Genomic DNA, 16,203 nt, shown 5'->3' on the forward strand with positions numbered 1-16,203 from the left:
TCACGGCAGGCGGGCCAGCAGTTCGCGGGCCTGGGCCTGGCTGTGCAGGTCACCGCCTTCGGCGACTTCCAGCAACAGGGTGCGCGCAGTCTGCGCGTCGCCCAGATCGAGGTAGGCAATGGCCAGTTCCAGGCGCTCCTGGCCGGCACGCGGCGACCAGCCCGCGTCGCCGGCGGGCGCGGCCGCGCTCGGCGCGATATCGTCGGAATAAGAAGCGTCGACGCTGCCATGGTCGATGCTGTCGATGGCCTCGGGATGTACGGTATCCGCCGGAGCCTCGTTCTCATGCGCGTCAGCCGGCAGATCGAACACTCCGCGGAACTGCGGCTGCTGTTCGGCATGCAGTGCGTAGTCCGGCACCGCCACTTCGGCCGGCGCCTGCGGTACAACGCGTTCGTCCTGCAGCGGCTCGGCGACGACAACCTCGTCGCCGGTGGTTGCGGAATCGTCCCAGCGCGGCAGATCGGTCACCGCTTCGGGCAATGCCACCGCGTCCTCATCGCGCAGTGTCTCGGCCTGCCATTCGGCCCGCACCGCGTGCTCGGCGACGGGTTCGGCGACCACCACGTCGTGTACTTCGGTTTCGGTCGCCCAGGCAGGCATCGCCGGTTCCTGGCGACCATTGTCGGCAACAGCCGGCGACCACGAGGACTGCTCGGCCAGCGTATCCAGCGCCGCACCTGCCGGCACCGCAGCGGCCAGGCCGGCGGCATCGTCTTCCTCACGCAGCGGCGGCAGCGGCGACGGCTTGCGACGACGCAGCAGCCAGGCCGCGCCCGCCGCCAACAGCAGCACCGGCAGCACCAGCCAGTACCACGGCGTTGCCGCATCACGGGAACCCGGCGCCTGTGCCAGGCGCTGCTGCGCGGCAGCCAGGTCGTTGTCCTTCATCGCGATCAACGACTGCTGCTGCTCCTTCAGCTTCTCCAGATCAGCCACGCGCTGCTTCAGTTCACCGATCTCGGCATCGCGGGTGGCGATGTCCTCACGCGCCTGTCGCAGTTGTTCGTTGCCCAGCATGTCACCCTCGCTGCCGGCAGCGGTGCCGGTGGTTGTGCCCGCGTGCGCGGCGTCGGACGCCAGCGCCGGAGCGATCTCAAGTCGTGCCCCGTTGGCGGCAGCCGGGGAAGAAGCGTTCGCGGTTGCCGCCTTGGCGGCCGGCGCGACCGCACCCGCCGGTTGCGGCACGGTGCGCGCCTGCCGCCATTGCGCGGCGTGCTCGCGCACCAGCGCGGCGGCCTCGGCGGCATCGACAGCGGCAAGCGCATCGCTGCCCGGCATGCGCAGCACCGCGCCCTGCTTGAGCAGATTGACGTTGCCACGGATGAAGGCTTCGGGATTGGCGCGCAGCAGGGCGATCATCGCGCGGTCGCGGCTGACCTGGTTGCCACGCGCCACCGCGCTGGCGATCTGCGACAGGGTCTGACCGCGCTGCACGGTGACGCTGCCATCGACCGCCGGTGCAGCGACCGGCGCGGAGGCCGCACGCGGGCGTGCCGGTGCAGGCGCCACCGCAGGTGGCGGCGTAGTGGGCGCCTCTGCCGCTGGCACCGTTGCCGAAGCCGGTGCAGGTTCGCGCACGATGGTATTGGAGAGCGTGCCTGCCGGCGCGACGATCTCCGGCTCGGCCACGGCCAGCGCGCTGGACGGCGCGTCGACCAGCGCGGAGTACTCGCGCACCAGGCGGCCCTGGCCCCAGTCAGCTTCGATCAGGAAGCTCAGCGATGGCGTCTCCACCGGGGCCTGCGAGGTGACGCGCACCACCGCCCTGCCCTGCGCATTGCGGGTCAGCTCGAACTGCAGCTCGCTGACCAGCCCGGTCGGCCGTTGCAGGCCGACGCGTTCGAAGGTGACCGGCGAGGCCAGCGCCACGCGCAGGTTTTCCAGTTCGGACGGGTCCGCCGACACCACCGGGATTTCGGCCAGCAATGGCTGCCCCGACTTGGACAGGACACGGATGTCTCCCAGGCCCAATGCGAGTGCCGAACTGCTGGCCAGGGCCAGCAGCGCGGTGGAAAGATAGAGGAGCGGGCGCTTTGCGCCCCTGGCCCGTTTATTCATGGGCGACACTATAAAGCGTGCGGACCGGGGTCCGCACCCACCGGAAAGACCCTTGAGGTAGTGCCGGCCGCTGGCCGGCGTGCACTCCGGCACAAGGATCACGGCAATGCCGGCCAGCGGCCGGCACTACCGGTGAGGCAACCGCTGTAATCAGCGCTGCTCGGCGGCGACCAGCTCGGCCAGCTGCACGGCATTCAACGCCGCGCCCTTGCGCACGTTGTCCGACACGATCCACAGGTTCAGGCCGCGCGGGTGCGAGAGGTCCTCGCGGATGCGGCCGACGTACACCGCGTCGGTGCCCGAGGCGTGGGTGACCGGGGTTGGGTAACCACCGGCTTCGTGACGATCCACCACTTCGATGCCCGGCGACTGCTCCAGCAGCGCGCGCGCTTCGGCGACGGTGACCTTGTCGCGGGTCTCGATCGCCACCGACTCGGAGTGGCCGTAGAACACCGGCACGCGCACCGCAGTCGGGTTCACCAGGATGCTGTCGTCGCCGAGGATCTTGCGGGTTTCCCAGATCAGCTTCATTTCTTCCTTGGTGAAGCCATTGTCCTGGAAGTCGTCGATGTGCGGGATCAGGTTGAAGGCGATCTGCACCGGGAAGCGCTGCGGATCGATTTCCTGGAAGCTCAGCAGTTGGCCGGTCTGCTTGCCCAGTTCCTCGGTAGCCGAACGGCCGCCGCCGGACACCGATTGGTAGGTGGAGACGTTGATGCGCTCGATGCCGTACTTGCGGTGCAGCGGCGCCAGTGCCACCAGCATCTGCATGGTCGAGCAGTTCGGGTTGGCGATGATGCCACGCGGACGGTTGGCGACCTGCTCCGGGTTGACCTCGGACACCACCAGCGGCACGTCATCGTCGTAACGGAAGGCCGAAGAGTTGTCGATCACCACCGCACCGGCAGCGGCGAACTTCGGTGCGTATTCCTTGGACACGCTGCCACCGGCCGAGAACAGCGCGATCTCGACACCGCTCGGATCAAAGGTGGCCAGGTCCTGCACCTTGACCTTCTGGCCGTTGAATTCGATCTCGCCGCCGGCCGAACGCTCGGAAGCCAGGACGCTCAGGGTACCGACCGGGAAACCACGCTCGGCCAGGATCGACAACATGGTCTCGCCGACCGCACCGGTGGCACCGACGACGGCGACGTGGAAACTGCGCTGTGCATTGCTCATGGGGGAACTCTCACGAAAACGGGAATGGGGAAGAAACACGCACGACAGCTGGGTTCGGGGAACCTCCTCAAGCGGGGCGCGCGGAGGTTCCCTATCGTTTCCCGGTTTTTTTGCCCAGCGTCACGCGCGCGGCCATCGCCGCATCAGCGTTGATCGCGCTCGGCATGCGCGACGGGCCGCCGTCCAGGCCGAGCCCGGCAACCAGATTATCCACGGCCAGCTGTACCATCGCCGTGCGCGTGGCCAGCGAGGCGCTGCCGATGTGCGGCGTGAGCACGACATTGCGCAGCGCCAGCAGTTCGGGGCGCACCGCCGGCTCACCCTCGTAGACATCCAGGCCGGCAGCGGCCAGACGGCCTCGGGCAAGCGCGTCGGCCAACGCCAGTTCGTCGACAATGCCGCCGCGGGCGATGTTCACCAGGGTGGCTGACGGCTTCATCTTCGCCAGCGCCGCCGCATCGATGATGTGATGCGAGGCCGGGGTGTAGGGCAGCACCGTGACCAGGTGGTCGGACTCCGCCAGCAGCGTGTCCAGGTCCACGTAGGTCGCGCCAAGCGCCGCCTCGGTATCGGCCGGCAACCGCGAACGGTTGTGGTACAGCACCTTCATGCCGAACCCGTGTGCACCGCGGCGTGCGATGCTCTGGCCGATGCGGCCCATGCCGAGGATGCCCAGCGTGCTGCCATGGACATCCGCGCCCAGCATGGTCTGGAACGACCACTGCTGCCACTGGCCTTCGCGCAGCCAGCGCTCGGACTCGGTGATCCGGCGTGCAGTGGCCATCAGCAACGCGAAGCCGAGATCGGCGGTGGTCTCGGTCAGGACGTCCGGCGTGTTACTGGCGAGGATGCCGGCCGCACTGAGCGCGTCGACATCCAGATTGTTGTAGCCGACGCCGACATTGGCGATCACCTGCAGCTGCGCGGCGCCGGCCACCTGGGCCGCACCGATGCGCTCGTTGAGGGTGATGATCGCGCCGTCGGCGCGGGCCAGCTGTTCGGCGATCTGCGCGGGCGTCCAAGCGGTAACGGTGTCGGTGCTGCGCAGCTGTACGCGATCGCGCAACGGCGCGATGGCCGCCTCGATCAGCGGCTGGCTCACCCACACCGTCGGCCGCGTGTCAGCCATCGATCTGCCCGGGAATGCGCGGGGTGATCGTGCCGACATCGCCACACTGCGCGCGATGGCGCAGCGCCTGGTCCATCAGCACCATCGCCACCATCGCCTCGGCGATCGGCGTGGCGCGGATGCCGACGCAAGGATCGTGGCGTCCGGTGGTGACCACCTCGACCACGTTCCCGGCCGTATCCAGCGACGGGCCCGGCAGGCGCAGGCTGGAAGTCGGCTTCAGGGCGATCGACGCAACTACCGGCTGGCCGGTGGAGATGCCACCGAGGATGCCGCCGGCATGGTTGCTGGCGAAGCCCTGCGGCGTCAGCAGGTCGCGGTGCTCGGTACCCTTCTGCGCGGCACTGGCAAAACCATCGCCGATCTCAACGCCCTTCACTGCGTTGATGCTCATCAGGGCAGCGGCCAGTTCACCATCGAGCTTGCCGTAGATCGGCTCGCCCCAGCCCGGCGGCACGTTGTCGGCGACCACGTCCACGCGCGCACCGACCGAGTCACCGGACTTGCGCAGCGCATCCATGTACGCCTCCAGCTCGGGCACCTGCTCGGCGTGCGGCCAGAAGAACGGATTGTCTTCCACCGCCGACCAGTCGAAACCGGCCGGGGTGACGTCGCCCAGTTGTGACAGGTAGCCACGCACGGTCACGCCGAAGCGCTCGGCCAGCCACTTCTTGGCGACCACGCCGGCGGCAACGCGCATGGTGGTCTCGCGTGCCGAGGAACGGCCGCCACCACGCGGGTCACGGATGCCGTACTTGTGCCAGTAGCTGTAGTCGGCATGACCCGGCCGGAACTGCTGGCCGATGTTGGCGTAGTCCTTGCTGCGCTGGTCGGTGTTGCGGATCAGCAGCGCGATCGGGGTGCCGGTGGTCAGGCCCTCGTACACGCCGGACAGGATCTCGACCTCATCGGCCTCGCGACGCGCCGAGGTGTGGCGGCTCTTGCCGGTGGCGCGACGCTGCAGGTCGTGGGCGAATTCGGCCGCGTCCAGCGCCAGCCCCGGAGGGCAGCCATCGATCACGCAGCCGATGGCCGGCCCGTGCGACTCGCCGAACGTGGTGACGGTGAACAGCTTGCCGAACGAATTGGAGCTCACGGGCGCTGCGCCGCCAGTTCGGTGATGCGCGCGCTGTGGGCGATCAGCTCGCGGCACTCGACCGCGAAGATGCCCATCTGGCCGACCTTGAACTCGATCCAGGCGAAGTCGACTTCCGGCAGCAGCTTGATCAGGTGCTGCTCGGATTCGCCCACTTCGCAGATCAGCAGGCCGTCCTCGCTCAGGTGCAGCGGGGCGTCGCGCAGGATCTTCAGCACCAGGTCCAGGCCGTCGTCGCCGGCACGCAGGCCCATTTCCGGCTCGTAGGAGTACTCCTGCGGCAGGGCATCGGTCTCGTCGTTGGTGACGTACGGCGGATTGGTGACGATCAGGTCGTAGTGGCGACCGGTCAGGCCGTTGAACAGGTCCGACTTGAGCAGGGTGACGTTGTGCGCCTGCAGGCGCTCCTTGTTTTCTTCGGCCAGCGACAGTGCATCGTCGCTCAGGTCGACGCCGTCCACTTCCCAGTTCGGGTAGTAGTGACCCATGGCAATGGCGATGCAGCCCGAGCCGGTGCACAGGTCCAGCGCACGGCTGACATCGCGGCCGGCCAGCCACGGCTCGAAGCCGCATTCGATCAGTTCGGCGATCGGCGAGCGCGGCACCAGGGCGCGCTTGTCGCTCTTGAAGCTCAGGCCGGCGAACCAGGCCTCACCGGTCAGGTAGGCAGCCGGGATGCGTTCGTCGATGCGACGCTCGAACAGCTCCAGCACGCGCAGCTTCTCGGCCTGCAGCAGGCGCGCCTGGCCATAGGCCGGGCCGAGGTCATGCGGCAGGTGCAGGCTGTGCAGCACCAGCTGGGTGGCCTCGTCCAGCGCATTGTCGTAGCTGTGCCCGAAGGTCAGTCCGGCTTCGTTGAAACGGCTGGTGCCGTAGCGGATCAGATCGATGATCGTGTGGAGTTCGGCGGCCGTTTCAGCGGTCATGGCGGTACTGCGGGCAAAGTGGCCCCCGATTATAGGGGCTGGCGCCCGTGGCGGCATCCGTTGCGGCGGAAACGATTCGGGCCACAGCCGGTATGATGGGGCCCACTTCGCGCGGGAGCCCCCATGTTCAATCGCAACGCCGGCATCATCCTGCTGATCGCCCTGGCGGCGGGTCTCGGCCTGCTGGCCGCCCAGCAGCTGTTCGCGCCGAAGCCGCCGGCCAATGCCCCGGCCACCGAAGCGATCACGCTGTACCCGCAGCCGCGCGAACTGCCCGACTTCAACCTGGCCCAGTCCGACGGCACCCGCCTGATCCCGGGCGAACTGAAGGGCCACTGGACCCTGGTGTTCCTGGGCTTCACCTTCTGCCCGGACGTCTGCCCGACCACCCTGGCCGAGCTGGCCGGCGCACAGAACCAGTGGGAAGCCCTGCCCGACAGCCTGCGCCCACGCGTGTTGTTCATCTCGGTCGACCCCGACCGCGACAGCGCCACCCGCCTCGGCGAGTACGTGCACGGTTTTCACAAGGACACCCTGGCCGCCACCGCTGACGTTCCCTCGCTGGAGCGCTTCGCCACCTCGTTGGGCTTCGTGTTCCAGAAGGTGCCGGGCAAGCATTTCGACGAGAACCCCGAGGATTACACCGTCGAGCATTCGGCCAGCCTGGCCGTGCTCGACCCGCAGGGCCGCCTTGCCGGCCTGGTACGCCCCCCGTTCAACGCGCCGGCCATTGCCCGCGACCTGCAGAAGCTGACCGAGAAAACCGCCCCATGAGCCTCACCACCGCCCTGACGTACGCCCTGCCACACCGCCTGCTGTCCTCGATGGCGCGTTCGCTGGCGTACTCGGACGATCCGCGCGTATCGCGCTGGCTGATCGACACGGTCACCCGCAAGTTCAACGTCAACCTGGACGAAGCGGCCAACCCGGACCCGCGCAGCTATGCGACCTTCAACCAGTTCTTCACCCGTGCGCTGAAGCCGGGTGCGCGCGTGGCTGACGCCGATCCGCGCAGCCTGGTGATGCCGGCCGACGGCCGCATCAGCCAGCTGGGGAAGATCGAGGCCGGCCGCATCTTCCAGGCCAAGGGCCAGTCGTTCACCGCTGCCGAACTGCTGGGCAGTGACGAGGACGCCAAGCCATACAACGATGGGCTCTACGCCACGGTGTACCTGTCGCCGCGCGATTACCACCGCGTGCACATGCCGTGGACCGGCACCCTGCGTGAGACCGTGCACGTGCCGGGGCGCCTGTTCAGCGTTGGTCCGGCGGCAGTGAACGGCGTACCGCGCCTGTTCGCCCGCAACGAGCGCCTGGTCTGCCACTTCGACACCAGCTTCGGCCCGATGGTCAGCGTGATGGTCGGTGCGCTGCTGGTGTCCGGGGTGGAAACCGTGTGGAGCGGCGAGGAGATTCCGCACTATGGCGACCGCATCACCCGCAAGGACTACCGCGGCCAGGGCATCAGGCTGGAGCGCTTTACCGAGATGGCGCGCTTCAACTACGGCTCCACCGTGATCGTGCTGCTGCCGCCGGGCGTGGCTGACTTCGCCCCGCAGTTGGGCGCTGAAAGCCCGGTGCAGCTGGGCCAGGCGCTGGCGAAGCTGCGCTGAGGCTTCGGTAGTGCCGGGCGCTGGCCGGCATCTCCGCTGATCCAACGCGTCGAGCATTGCCGGCCAGCGGCCGGCACTACCGGTACGCGCGTTACTGCAGGGACGGGGCCGGACCGACGTCCATGCCGTCGTAGTCTTCCACGCCCTTCTCCGCGGCCAGCGCTGCGAATTCCTGGTTGCGGCGGTCAAGCGAGGCTTCGTCGTGGATCTCCACGCGCTCCACATGCAGCACGTGGAACGGCGCGTCGCCCTCTTCCGGATCCTGTTCGAACAATTCCACGAAGGTGTAACCCTGCGCCTGCAGGTGCTGCGCCAGTGCCTGCAACGGCTCGGCAGTGGAGTGCACGAAGAAGTACCCCCACAGCAACGGGCCGGTGATGTCCCAGTCGGTGTTTTCGCGGAGGTTGGCGAACAGGTTGCGGGTGTCTTCGAGGTCCATGCGGATTCCAGGGTCGGGGGATTACTTGTCGCAGCCCTGCAGCTTCAGCGTCTGGCCGTGGCGCAGGCTGTAGGCCGGGGCCTTCAGGCCATTGGCGCGGGCCAGGGTGGGCACGTCGCACTGGAACTTGGCCGCGATGGCGCCCAGGGTTTCACCCCGGCCCACCTTGTGGCTGCGCACCGGCTTCGGGCGCGCCGCCGGGCGCGGCGTGGCCACCGAAGCGACCGGCGTGGTCGGCACGCTGGTGGACGCGGCCGCATCGGCCACCGGCACCACGCCGCCCACGGCCACGCTTCCGGTGTAGCTGGTCGCGGCCGGGCGCTTGATTGCTGCGTTCAGATCGGCGGTGATCAGCGTCCGGGCCAGGTCGGCACGCGGGCCACTGACGCAGTTGCGCTGGTACAGGCCGGCGATGCGGGTGGTGGCATTGATCAGCGTGCCGGCCGGGATCCAGCCATCGGCCTCATAGCGCGGGTTGAGGTTGCGCAGCGCGCGCATGTAGCCATCGCGGGTGCCGTGGCTGCCCAGGCAGATGGTCAGTTCGTAGATGGTGGTCGACCTGGCCAGGCGCAGCGTGGCCGGCTGCGCGCTGATCTTCGGGAACTCCACGCCGTATTGCTGCGGGTGCAGGAAGATCCAGGCCGCGGCGATCACCATCGGCACGTAGTCCTTGGTCTCGCCGGGGAACTGGTTGTAGACGCTGTCGGTCCAGAAGCTCTGCCCGGCGCTCTGCTTGAACACGCGCGCGGCGCGGCCTTCGCCACCATTGTAGGCGGCCACCGACATTTCCACGTTGTTGTTCAGTTCGCGCAGGCGTTCGTTGAGGTAGCTGGCGCTGGCCTCGGCCGCACTGCGTGCATCGAAGCGGGTGTCAAAGCCGGTGCCATCCGGGCCGAGGCCGAAGCGGCGGCCGGTGGCCGGCATGAACTGCATCAACCCGGCGGCGCCAGCGCGCGATGAAGCATGCACGCGGCCATTGGACTCCTTGGCCATGATGCCGAACAGCAGCGCTTCAGGCAGGCCACGCTTCTCCCACTCCGGCCACATCACCGCACGCAGGTTCTGGTAGTTCTCGTAGCTGGTCAGCAACGCCGGGCGCATGTCGGTCAGCCAGCGGCGGATGCCGGCCTGCACCGCCGGGTTGTATTCGACCATGCTGTCGAAGGCGTGCCGCTTGTCGTTCAGCAGCGCGGCAGCGCGCGCGGCCTCCGGTACGTCGGCGGTAAGCGGGCCGATGTGGTCGGGGTCGGCTTCCAGGCGATCACCGCCCTCGTCGGCCACGTCATCGCTGGCGGCCGCGTCGGCGTCGTGCTTGAGCAGGCGCTTGTAGCTGGCCAGCAGGGTGCCCATCTGGCAGCCCTTCTGCTTCACGCAGTCGTTGAGGACATCTTCCATGTCCTCCAGCGCGGCGTCGGCTTCGTTGCTGCCCTTGGGGTCGGCATTGGCGACCAGCAGCAGCGCATCGCTGTAACGCTTCTCGGCGACGGTCATGCGCTGCTGCAGCGCATCCACCTTCACCTTGTCCCGGGCCGAAACCCGCTGCGCATGGGCGTCGGGCGCCAGGGAAACCAGGCCGGCCAGGGCCAGCAGCGGCCAACCGCGGGAAATCAGGACAGGAACGGGCATTGATGGCACTGTGTGCGAAACAGGCAGGCAGAGTAGCGGCGCCGCCAAGGTCCGGGCAAGCCGACCTTCGGACCGTCACCGCCGGCGGTTAACATTGGCTATTCACCACAAGGGCTGGACCATGGATCCGATTCTGCTCGGCAAAGGCATCACCGACGATGTGGCCGTCACCCTGCTGCCGAAACTCGGCAACCGCCACGGCCTGGTGGCCGGCGCCACCGGTACCGGCAAGACCGTGACCCTGATGACCCTGGCCGAGGGCTTCTCGCGGCTGGGCGTGCCGGTGTTCCTGGCCGATGTGAAGGGCGATGTGTCCGGCCTGGCGGTGCCCGGCACCGGCGCCGAGAACCTCCTCAAGCGCGCCGCCGAGATCGGCGTGGCCGACTACGCACCGGCCGCCAGCCCGACCATTTTCTGGGACCTGTACGGCAAGCTGGGTCACCCGGTGCGCACCACGGTCAGCGAGATGGGCCCGACCCTGCTGGCGCGCATCCTCGAGTTGAACGACACCCAGTCCGGCGTGCTCGACATCGTGTTCAAGCTGGCCGACGACCGTGGCCTGCTGCTGCTGGACATGGACGACCTGCGCGCGCTGCTCGGCCTGGTGGCCGAGGAGCGCAAGGACATCTCCACCGAGTACGGCCTGGTCAGCGCGCAGTCCATCGCTGCGATCCAGCGGTCGGTGCTGCGCCTGGCGCAGGATGGCGGCGAGAACTTCTTCGGTGAGCCGGCCCTGGAACTGGCCGACATCATGCGGGTCAATCACGACGGCCGCGGCATGATCGGCATCCTTGCCGCCGACCAGCTGGTGCTCAAGCCGAAGCTGTATTCCACCTTCCTGTTGTGGCTGCTGTCGGAGCTGTTCGAGCAGCTGCCGGAGGTGGGCGACCTGGACAAGCCGAAGCTGGTCTTCATCTTCGACGAAGCGCACCTGCTGTTCGACGATGCACCGCCGTCGCTGGTGCAGCGCATCGAGCAGGTGGTGCGCCTGATCCGCTCCAAGGGCGTGGGCGTGTACTTCTGCTCGCAGTTCCCTGATGACGTGCCGGGCAACATCCTCGGCCAGCTCGGCAACCGCGTGCAGCATGCGCTGCGTGCATTCACCCCGCGCGACCAGAAGGCAGTGAAGACTGCTGCCGAGACCTTCGTGCCGAACCCGAAGCTGGACGTGGCCAAGGTGCTCAGCCAGCTCGGTACCGGCGAAGCGCTGGTGTCCACGCTGCAGGACAAGGGTGTGCCGATGCCGGTGCAGCAGACGATGATCGCGCCGCCGCGCTGCCGGATGGGGCCGATCACCGAGGCCGAGCGTGCCCAGGTGCGTGCCGGCAGCCCGGTCGGCAGCCGCTACGACACCGCGATCAACCGTGAATCGGCCGCCGAACTGCTGGCCCAGCGTGCGCAGAAGACTGTCGAACAGGCGCAGGCACCGGCCGCGCGTAGTCGCGAGCAGGACGAAGCGCAGGAAGGCGGTTTCGGCCAGGCGATCAAGGATGCGATCTTCGGCACCAAGCGCCGCCAGGGCATGATCGAGACCATGGCCAAGCAGACCACGCGCACCGTCGGCACAAAGCTGGGCAACCAGATCGTGCGTGGCATCCTGGGTGGCATCTTCGGCGGCAAGCGCTGATCTGCAACTACTGGGGTCGGATCCCTTTCCTGCAAAAGGATCCGACCCCATCGTTCCCCTGAAAAGAAGTCGCACCACATGTCGCGTTGGCGTCCCCCTGCAGAAAAGAGTACCGCCCTGATCACCGCCTCCGGCCACGCCCGGCTGAAGGCCGAACTGGATGACCTATGGCGTGTGCGCCGCCCCGAGGTGGTGAAGGCACTGGCCGCGGCCGCTGCGGAAGGCGACCGTTCGGAAAACGCCGAGTACACCTATCGCAAGAAGCAGCTGGGCGAGATCGACCGTCGTGTGCGCTACCTGACCAAGCGGTTGGAATCGCTACGCGTGGTCGATACCACGCCGACCGATCCGCTGGCGGTGTTCTTTGGCGCATGGGTGGAACTGGAGAACGTGGACAGCGGTGAGACCAGCCGCTATCGCATTGTCGGGCCGGATGAGACCGATGCTGGGCTGGGTTGGATCAGCATCGATTCCCCCCTGGCGCGTGCGCTGCTGAAGAAGCGGCTGGATGATGAATTTTCGGTGGAACTGCCCGGCGGCCAGTTCACCTTCGCGGTGATCAGCGTGGAATACGAACCGCTGTAGCGTCGACTGTCAGTCGACTACCGCGCCAAGCGCGGCACAAACCTCCGCAGCCGGACGGTAAACGCACCGCGCTCCTCATCGCGGTTGATGACTCGCCGAAGCCTTCTGTCGGGCGTTCACGACCTCGGAACGAAGAGCAGTCGACTGACAGTCGACTCTACATAGATCCGTGCAACGGCGGCGGGTACTGGCGGCCGGCCCGCAGCGGGCGGAAGTACGCGGCATCTGCATAGAAGGCGGCATCCTGTCCCTGGTGCCAGCCCGGGATTCCCGCCAGCGGCAGCGGACGCAACTGCAGGGGATCGGTCACTGCCCTGCCCTCGGCGATGGCCGCGGTCACTGCGTCAACGCAGGCATCATCGACTTCGCCGTGCACCACCACGCACTTGCCGACCAGCAATCGCCCCGGCAGCAGTGCCTGCTCCATCAGCGCATGCCCGAACACCACAGCGATGGCGATGTCACCGCTCTGCCAGCATGACGGCTCGAACAATGCAGGCCAGTCATGCCGGTCCCACGCGCGCAGCACCGCCTCATCGCGCGCGCGCACGATGACGCCGGTTTCATCGAACTGGGTCAGCGCCGCCTGTGCGCGATTGCGCTGGCCGGGCGGCATGGCATCGATATGCCGGCATTGCTGCGCGTTCAATGCACGCTTCAGCTGCGGATGGGAGGCCCATACCAGCGCGTTGAACAGGTCGTGCCAGTTGCCGGCACGGGTGGCGATATGCCCCTGCGCGATGCGCGCTTCGTAATGCAGGCCGTCGGCCAGCAGCGCGGCGTCCTGTTCGACCAAGCGCTTGCCGGGCAGCGCGAGCCGCGCATCAAGTGCAGCGATGGACGGCCATGCCGCACCGTCCAGCAGATCACGGAAGTCCTGCAAGCCGGCAAACAGCGGGTGCGCGAACACCCGTGGATCGACCGCCGCACGCGGCGGCGGCATGAAGCGGCGGGCGCCGCTGCCGTCACCGGCGGCGGTCGTCGCTGCGGTCACAGCATCTTCAGGTCGAATGCCGGGCGGGTAGCGGTCGCCAGCGCGTCACCATACAGGTCGTGCTCGTCGCTCTCGGTGATTTCCACGTCGACGAATTCGCCCACGCGCAGCGGCACCTGATCGGCGTTCTGGATGTGCACCAGACCGTCGATCTCAGGCGCATCGGCCCTGGAACGGGCCACCGCGATGTCACCTTCGATGGCATCGACCAGGCACTGCTGCACGGTGCCGATCTTGGCTTCCAGGCGCGCGGCGGAAATCTGCGCCTGCTTCTCCATGAAACGTGCCAGGCGTTCCTGCTTCACTTCTTCCGGCACGGCATCGGGCAGGTCGTTGGCGGTGGCCCCCTCGACCGGCGAATAGGCGAACGCGCCGACACGGTCCAGCTGCGCTTCGTCCAGGAACGACAGCAGTTCTTCGAACTCGGCCTCGGTTTCGCCCGGGAAGCCGACAATGAAGGTCGAACGCACGGTGATGTCCGGGGCAATCCGGCGCCAGTTCTGCACGCGCTCCAGGGTCTTCTCGACCGCGCCGGGGCGCTTCATCAGGCGCAGGATGCGTGGGCTGGCGTGCTGGAACGGAATGTCCAGGTACGGCAGGATGCGGTTCTCGGCCATCAGCGGCACTACCTCGTCCACGTGCGGGTACGGGTAGACGTAATGCATGCGCACCCATGCATCGAGTTCGGACAGGCCTTCGCACAATGCCTTCAGTCGGGTCTGGTAGGCCTTGTTGCGCCACATCTTCTCGGCGTACTTCACGTCCACGCCGTAGGCCGAGGTGTCCTGCGACACCACCAGCAGCTCGCGCACACCGCCACGCACCAAGCGCTCGGCCTCACGCAGCACCTCATCGACCGGGCGCGAGACCAGCTTGCCGCGCATGGACGGAATGATGCAGAAGCTGCACTTGTGGTTGCAGCCTTCGGAAATCTTCAAGTAGGCGTAGTGGCGGGGGGTCAACTTGATGCCGTAGTCGGGCACCAGGTCCACGAACGGATCGTGCTTGGGCGGCAGCGCTTCGTGCACCGCCTCCATCACGCTCTGGTAGTCCTGCGGACCGGACACCGCCAGCACGTTCGGGTACGCCTCGCGGATCTGCTCCGGGCGCTTGCCCAGGCAGCCGGTGACGATGACCTTGCCGTTCTGGTTCATCGCCTCGCCAATCGCGTCCAGCGACTCGGTCACCGCCGAATCGATGAAGCCGCAGGTGTTGACCACCACCACGTCGGCCGAATCGTAGGACGGGACGATGTCGTAGCCTTCCGAGCGGAGCTGGGTAAGGATGCGCTCGGAATCGACAAGGGCCTTCGGGCAGCCAAGGCTGACGAAGCCGACTTTGGGGTTCAGCTGGGACATGGAATCGCGGGACTCTGGGGGCCTGGGCCCCTGCCGGCATGGCAGGGGTTCCTGGGGGCCGGGGCCTGAAAGGGCGCCAGTATACCGGGGTTGGCGACCTCGCTCTGAACGGCCAGCCGCCCGATCGCGCACAGCCGCTGACACCGCGCTAACCGGCGCAGCACCGACAATGCAGTCCTGTCCCTGCAACGAGAGTAGATGACGATGGCCGAGTGGATCACCCTGGATACGCACCACGGCGCGGTACGGGCCTGGCAGGCACTCCCCGAGGGCACCGCGCGCGGCGGGCTGGTGGTGGTGCAGGAAATCTTCGGCGCCAACCCGCACATCCGCAGCGTGGCCGAGCGCTTCGCCGCCGAGGGCTATGCGGTGCTGGCACCGTCGTTCTTCGACCTGGTCGATGGACCCGAGGCCGATCCGGATGCCCTGCCCTACGACGCCGACGGCGTGAAGCAGGGGCTGGAACGGGTAGCCGCGCTGGGCATGGAACGGGCGCTGGAAGTGGTCCGCGCGGCAGCCACCCGGCTGGCCCCCTACGGCAAGGTCGGCACCGTCGGCTACTGCTGGGGCGGTACGGTGGCGATGCTGTCCGCAGTGCGCCTGGGCCTGCCTTCTGTCAGCTACTACGGTGCGCGCAACGTCCAGTTCCTCGATGAGACGCCGAAGGCGCCGGTGATCTTCCACTTCGGCGCCCAGGACAGGAGCATCCCGCCGGAGGCCGTCCAGGCCCACCGCGAAAAGCTGCCGCAGATGGCCACCTTCGTCTATCCGGCCGACCACGCCTTCAACCGGGAGGTCGGACATGCGTATGATCCAGACAGCGCCGCCCTGGCGCTGCAACGCACCCTGGACTTCTTCTCGGAGCATCTTGGATGAGCGAATTCGAACTCGATTCACGCCTGGCCACCGATAGCGTGCTGGTGGCCGAAGGACCGTTGTCGCAAGTGCGGCTGATGAACGACGAACGATTCCCGTGGCTGGTACTGGTACCGCGCCTGGCCGGGGTCACCGAGTGGATCGAGCTGGACGGCGAGCAGCAGGACAAGCTGCGCACCGAGCTCAATCGCGCCTGCAAGGCCCTGAAGGGCGCCGACGGGGTGGAGAAGATCAACATCGGCGCGTTGGGCAACATCGTGCGCCAGCTGCACTTCCACGTGATCGGCCGCCATGACGGTGATCCGGCCTGGCCGGGCCCGGTCTGGGGCAGCGGTCCTGCGCACCGCTACGAAGCGGCCGCACTGGACCAGCATGTCGCCTACTGGAAGGAACGGCTAGGATATCCGGCCCACACCTGAGCCTTCGCCGACCCGATGCGATTCAACCTCGTTGCCGCCATCCTGCTGATCCTGATCGGCCTGTTCATGCTCGCCAGCAACCTCGGCTGGACGCACCTGAACCTGTCCAAGCTGCTGCTGACCTGGTGGCCGGTGGCGCTGGTGGGTGTCGGGATCGCGATGCTGTTCGGGCGCGGAAAATAACGAAGGCGGCGCATTGCGCCGCCTTCGTTCATGCAGAGCCGAGCCATGCTCGGCTGCCCCGCCTTGAAGCCGAGCATGGCTCGGCTCCACAA

The 16,203-nt window shown here is 67.5% G+C and carries 16 protein-coding genes; 7 read left to right on the plus strand and 9 right to left on the minus strand.

Annotated features, from left to right (window positions below; all coding sequences use genetic code 11):
* From AC5P68_RS06445 to prmB, 5 genes are all read right to left on the minus strand, one after another.
* Positions 1-2,061, minus strand: a complete 2,061-nt coding sequence (locus AC5P68_RS06445; protein ID WP_049403601.1) for a FimV/HubP family polar landmark protein — start codon at positions 2,059-2,061, stop codon at positions 1-3.
* Positions 2,062-2,211: 150 nt separating this feature from the next.
* On the minus strand, positions 2,212-3,240 hold the full coding sequence (locus tag AC5P68_RS06450; protein ID WP_005410484.1) for an aspartate-semialdehyde dehydrogenase: 1,029 nt from the start codon (positions 3,238-3,240) through the stop codon (positions 2,212-2,214).
* A gap of 91 nt (positions 3,241-3,331) precedes the next feature.
* The gene (locus AC5P68_RS06455; protein WP_033834533.1) at positions 3,332-4,369 is read right to left on the minus strand and encodes a 2-hydroxyacid dehydrogenase; all 1,038 of its coding nucleotides are present in this window, start codon (positions 4,367-4,369) and stop codon (positions 3,332-3,334) included.
* Positions 4,362-5,465, minus strand: coding sequence for a chorismate synthase (gene aroC / locus AC5P68_RS06460; protein WP_033834534.1), 1,104 nt, complete (start codon positions 5,463-5,465; stop codon positions 4,362-4,364). Before aroC ends, AC5P68_RS06455 begins: the two co-directional genes overlap by 8 nt.
* The gene (gene prmB, locus AC5P68_RS06465; protein ID WP_231522369.1) at positions 5,462-6,391 is read right to left on the minus strand and encodes a 50S ribosomal protein L3 N(5)-glutamine methyltransferase; all 930 of its coding nucleotides are present in this window, start codon (positions 6,389-6,391) and stop codon (positions 5,462-5,464) included. The genes aroC and prmB overlap by 4 nt, the downstream gene beginning before the upstream one ends.
* Positions 6,392-6,514: 123 nt before the next feature.
* Between prmB and AC5P68_RS06470 the strand changes: the two genes are divergently transcribed.
* Both AC5P68_RS06470 and asd read left to right on the plus strand, forming a co-directional pair.
* Complete coding sequence (locus AC5P68_RS06470; protein ID WP_005410488.1) at positions 6,515-7,165, plus strand: SCO family protein; 651 nt, start codon at positions 6,515-6,517, stop codon at positions 7,163-7,165.
* Positions 7,162-8,004 carry an archaetidylserine decarboxylase gene (gene asd, locus AC5P68_RS06475; protein ID WP_033834535.1) on the plus strand — a complete coding sequence of 281 codons (843 nt, stop codon included), beginning with the start codon at positions 7,162-7,164 and terminating at the stop codon, positions 8,002-8,004. The genes AC5P68_RS06470 and asd overlap by 4 nt, the downstream gene beginning before the upstream one ends.
* Positions 8,005-8,095: 91 nt before the next feature.
* On the opposite strand, the gene AC5P68_RS06480 is transcribed toward asd, so the two are convergent.
* Both AC5P68_RS06480 and AC5P68_RS06485 read right to left on the minus strand, forming a co-directional pair.
* Positions 8,096-8,443 (minus strand): ribonuclease E inhibitor RraB, encoded by a 348-nt coding sequence (locus tag AC5P68_RS06480; RefSeq protein WP_005410490.1) that lies wholly within the window; start codon positions 8,441-8,443, stop codon positions 8,096-8,098.
* 21 nt (positions 8,444-8,464) lie between these two features.
* Positions 8,465-10,069, minus strand: coding sequence for a transglycosylase SLT domain-containing protein (locus AC5P68_RS06485; protein WP_049403600.1), 1,605 nt, complete (start codon positions 10,067-10,069; stop codon positions 8,465-8,467).
* A gap of 121 nt (positions 10,070-10,190) precedes the next feature.
* Between AC5P68_RS06485 and AC5P68_RS06490 the strand changes: the two genes are divergently transcribed.
* Both AC5P68_RS06490 and greB read left to right on the plus strand, forming a co-directional pair.
* Positions 10,191-11,696 (plus strand): helicase HerA-like domain-containing protein, encoded by a 1,506-nt coding sequence (locus AC5P68_RS06490; RefSeq protein ID WP_005410492.1) that lies wholly within the window; start codon positions 10,191-10,193, stop codon positions 11,694-11,696.
* Between the two features lie 78 nt (positions 11,697-11,774).
* Positions 11,775-12,281: a transcription elongation factor GreB gene (gene greB / locus AC5P68_RS06495; protein ID WP_012480898.1), complete on the plus strand. Its 507-nt coding sequence runs from the start codon at positions 11,775-11,777 to the stop codon at positions 12,279-12,281.
* 157 nt (positions 12,282-12,438) lie between these two features.
* Here the strand turns inward: greB and AC5P68_RS06500 are convergent, their stop codons facing one another.
* Together AC5P68_RS06500 and rimO are read right to left on the minus strand one after the other, a co-directional pair.
* Entirely contained in the window at positions 12,439-13,275 is an 837-nt protein-coding gene (locus AC5P68_RS06500; RefSeq protein WP_049403598.1) for a DUF3025 domain-containing protein, read from the minus strand.
* On the minus strand, positions 13,272-14,633 hold the full coding sequence (gene rimO, locus AC5P68_RS06505) for a 30S ribosomal protein S12 methylthiotransferase RimO (protein ID WP_033834538.1): 1,362 nt from the start codon (positions 14,631-14,633) through the stop codon (positions 13,272-13,274). Before rimO ends, AC5P68_RS06500 begins: the two co-directional genes overlap by 4 nt.
* Positions 14,634-14,837: 204 nt before the next feature.
* Here rimO and AC5P68_RS06510 point away from each other — a divergent pair, with 204 nt between their 5' ends.
* Genes AC5P68_RS06510 through AC5P68_RS06520 form a run of 3 tightly spaced genes read left to right on the plus strand, consistent with a single transcriptional unit; the run spans position 14,838 to position 16,111 of the window.
* Positions 14,838-15,509 carry a dienelactone hydrolase family protein gene (locus tag AC5P68_RS06510; protein WP_033834542.1) on the plus strand — a complete coding sequence of 224 codons (672 nt, stop codon included), beginning with the start codon at positions 14,838-14,840 and terminating at the stop codon, positions 15,507-15,509.
* Complete coding sequence (locus AC5P68_RS06515) at positions 15,506-15,928, plus strand: HIT domain-containing protein (protein ID WP_005410497.1); 423 nt, start codon at positions 15,506-15,508, stop codon at positions 15,926-15,928. Before AC5P68_RS06510 ends, AC5P68_RS06515 begins: the two co-directional genes overlap by 4 nt.
* Before the next feature lie 15 nt (positions 15,929-15,943).
* Entirely contained in the window at positions 15,944-16,111 is a 168-nt protein-coding gene (locus AC5P68_RS06520) for a LiaI-LiaF-like domain-containing protein (protein ID WP_005410498.1), read from the plus strand.
* Positions 16,112-16,203: the final 92 nt, after the last annotated feature.

The organism is Stenotrophomonas sp. YJH_SMC_58, assembly GCF_059369635.1.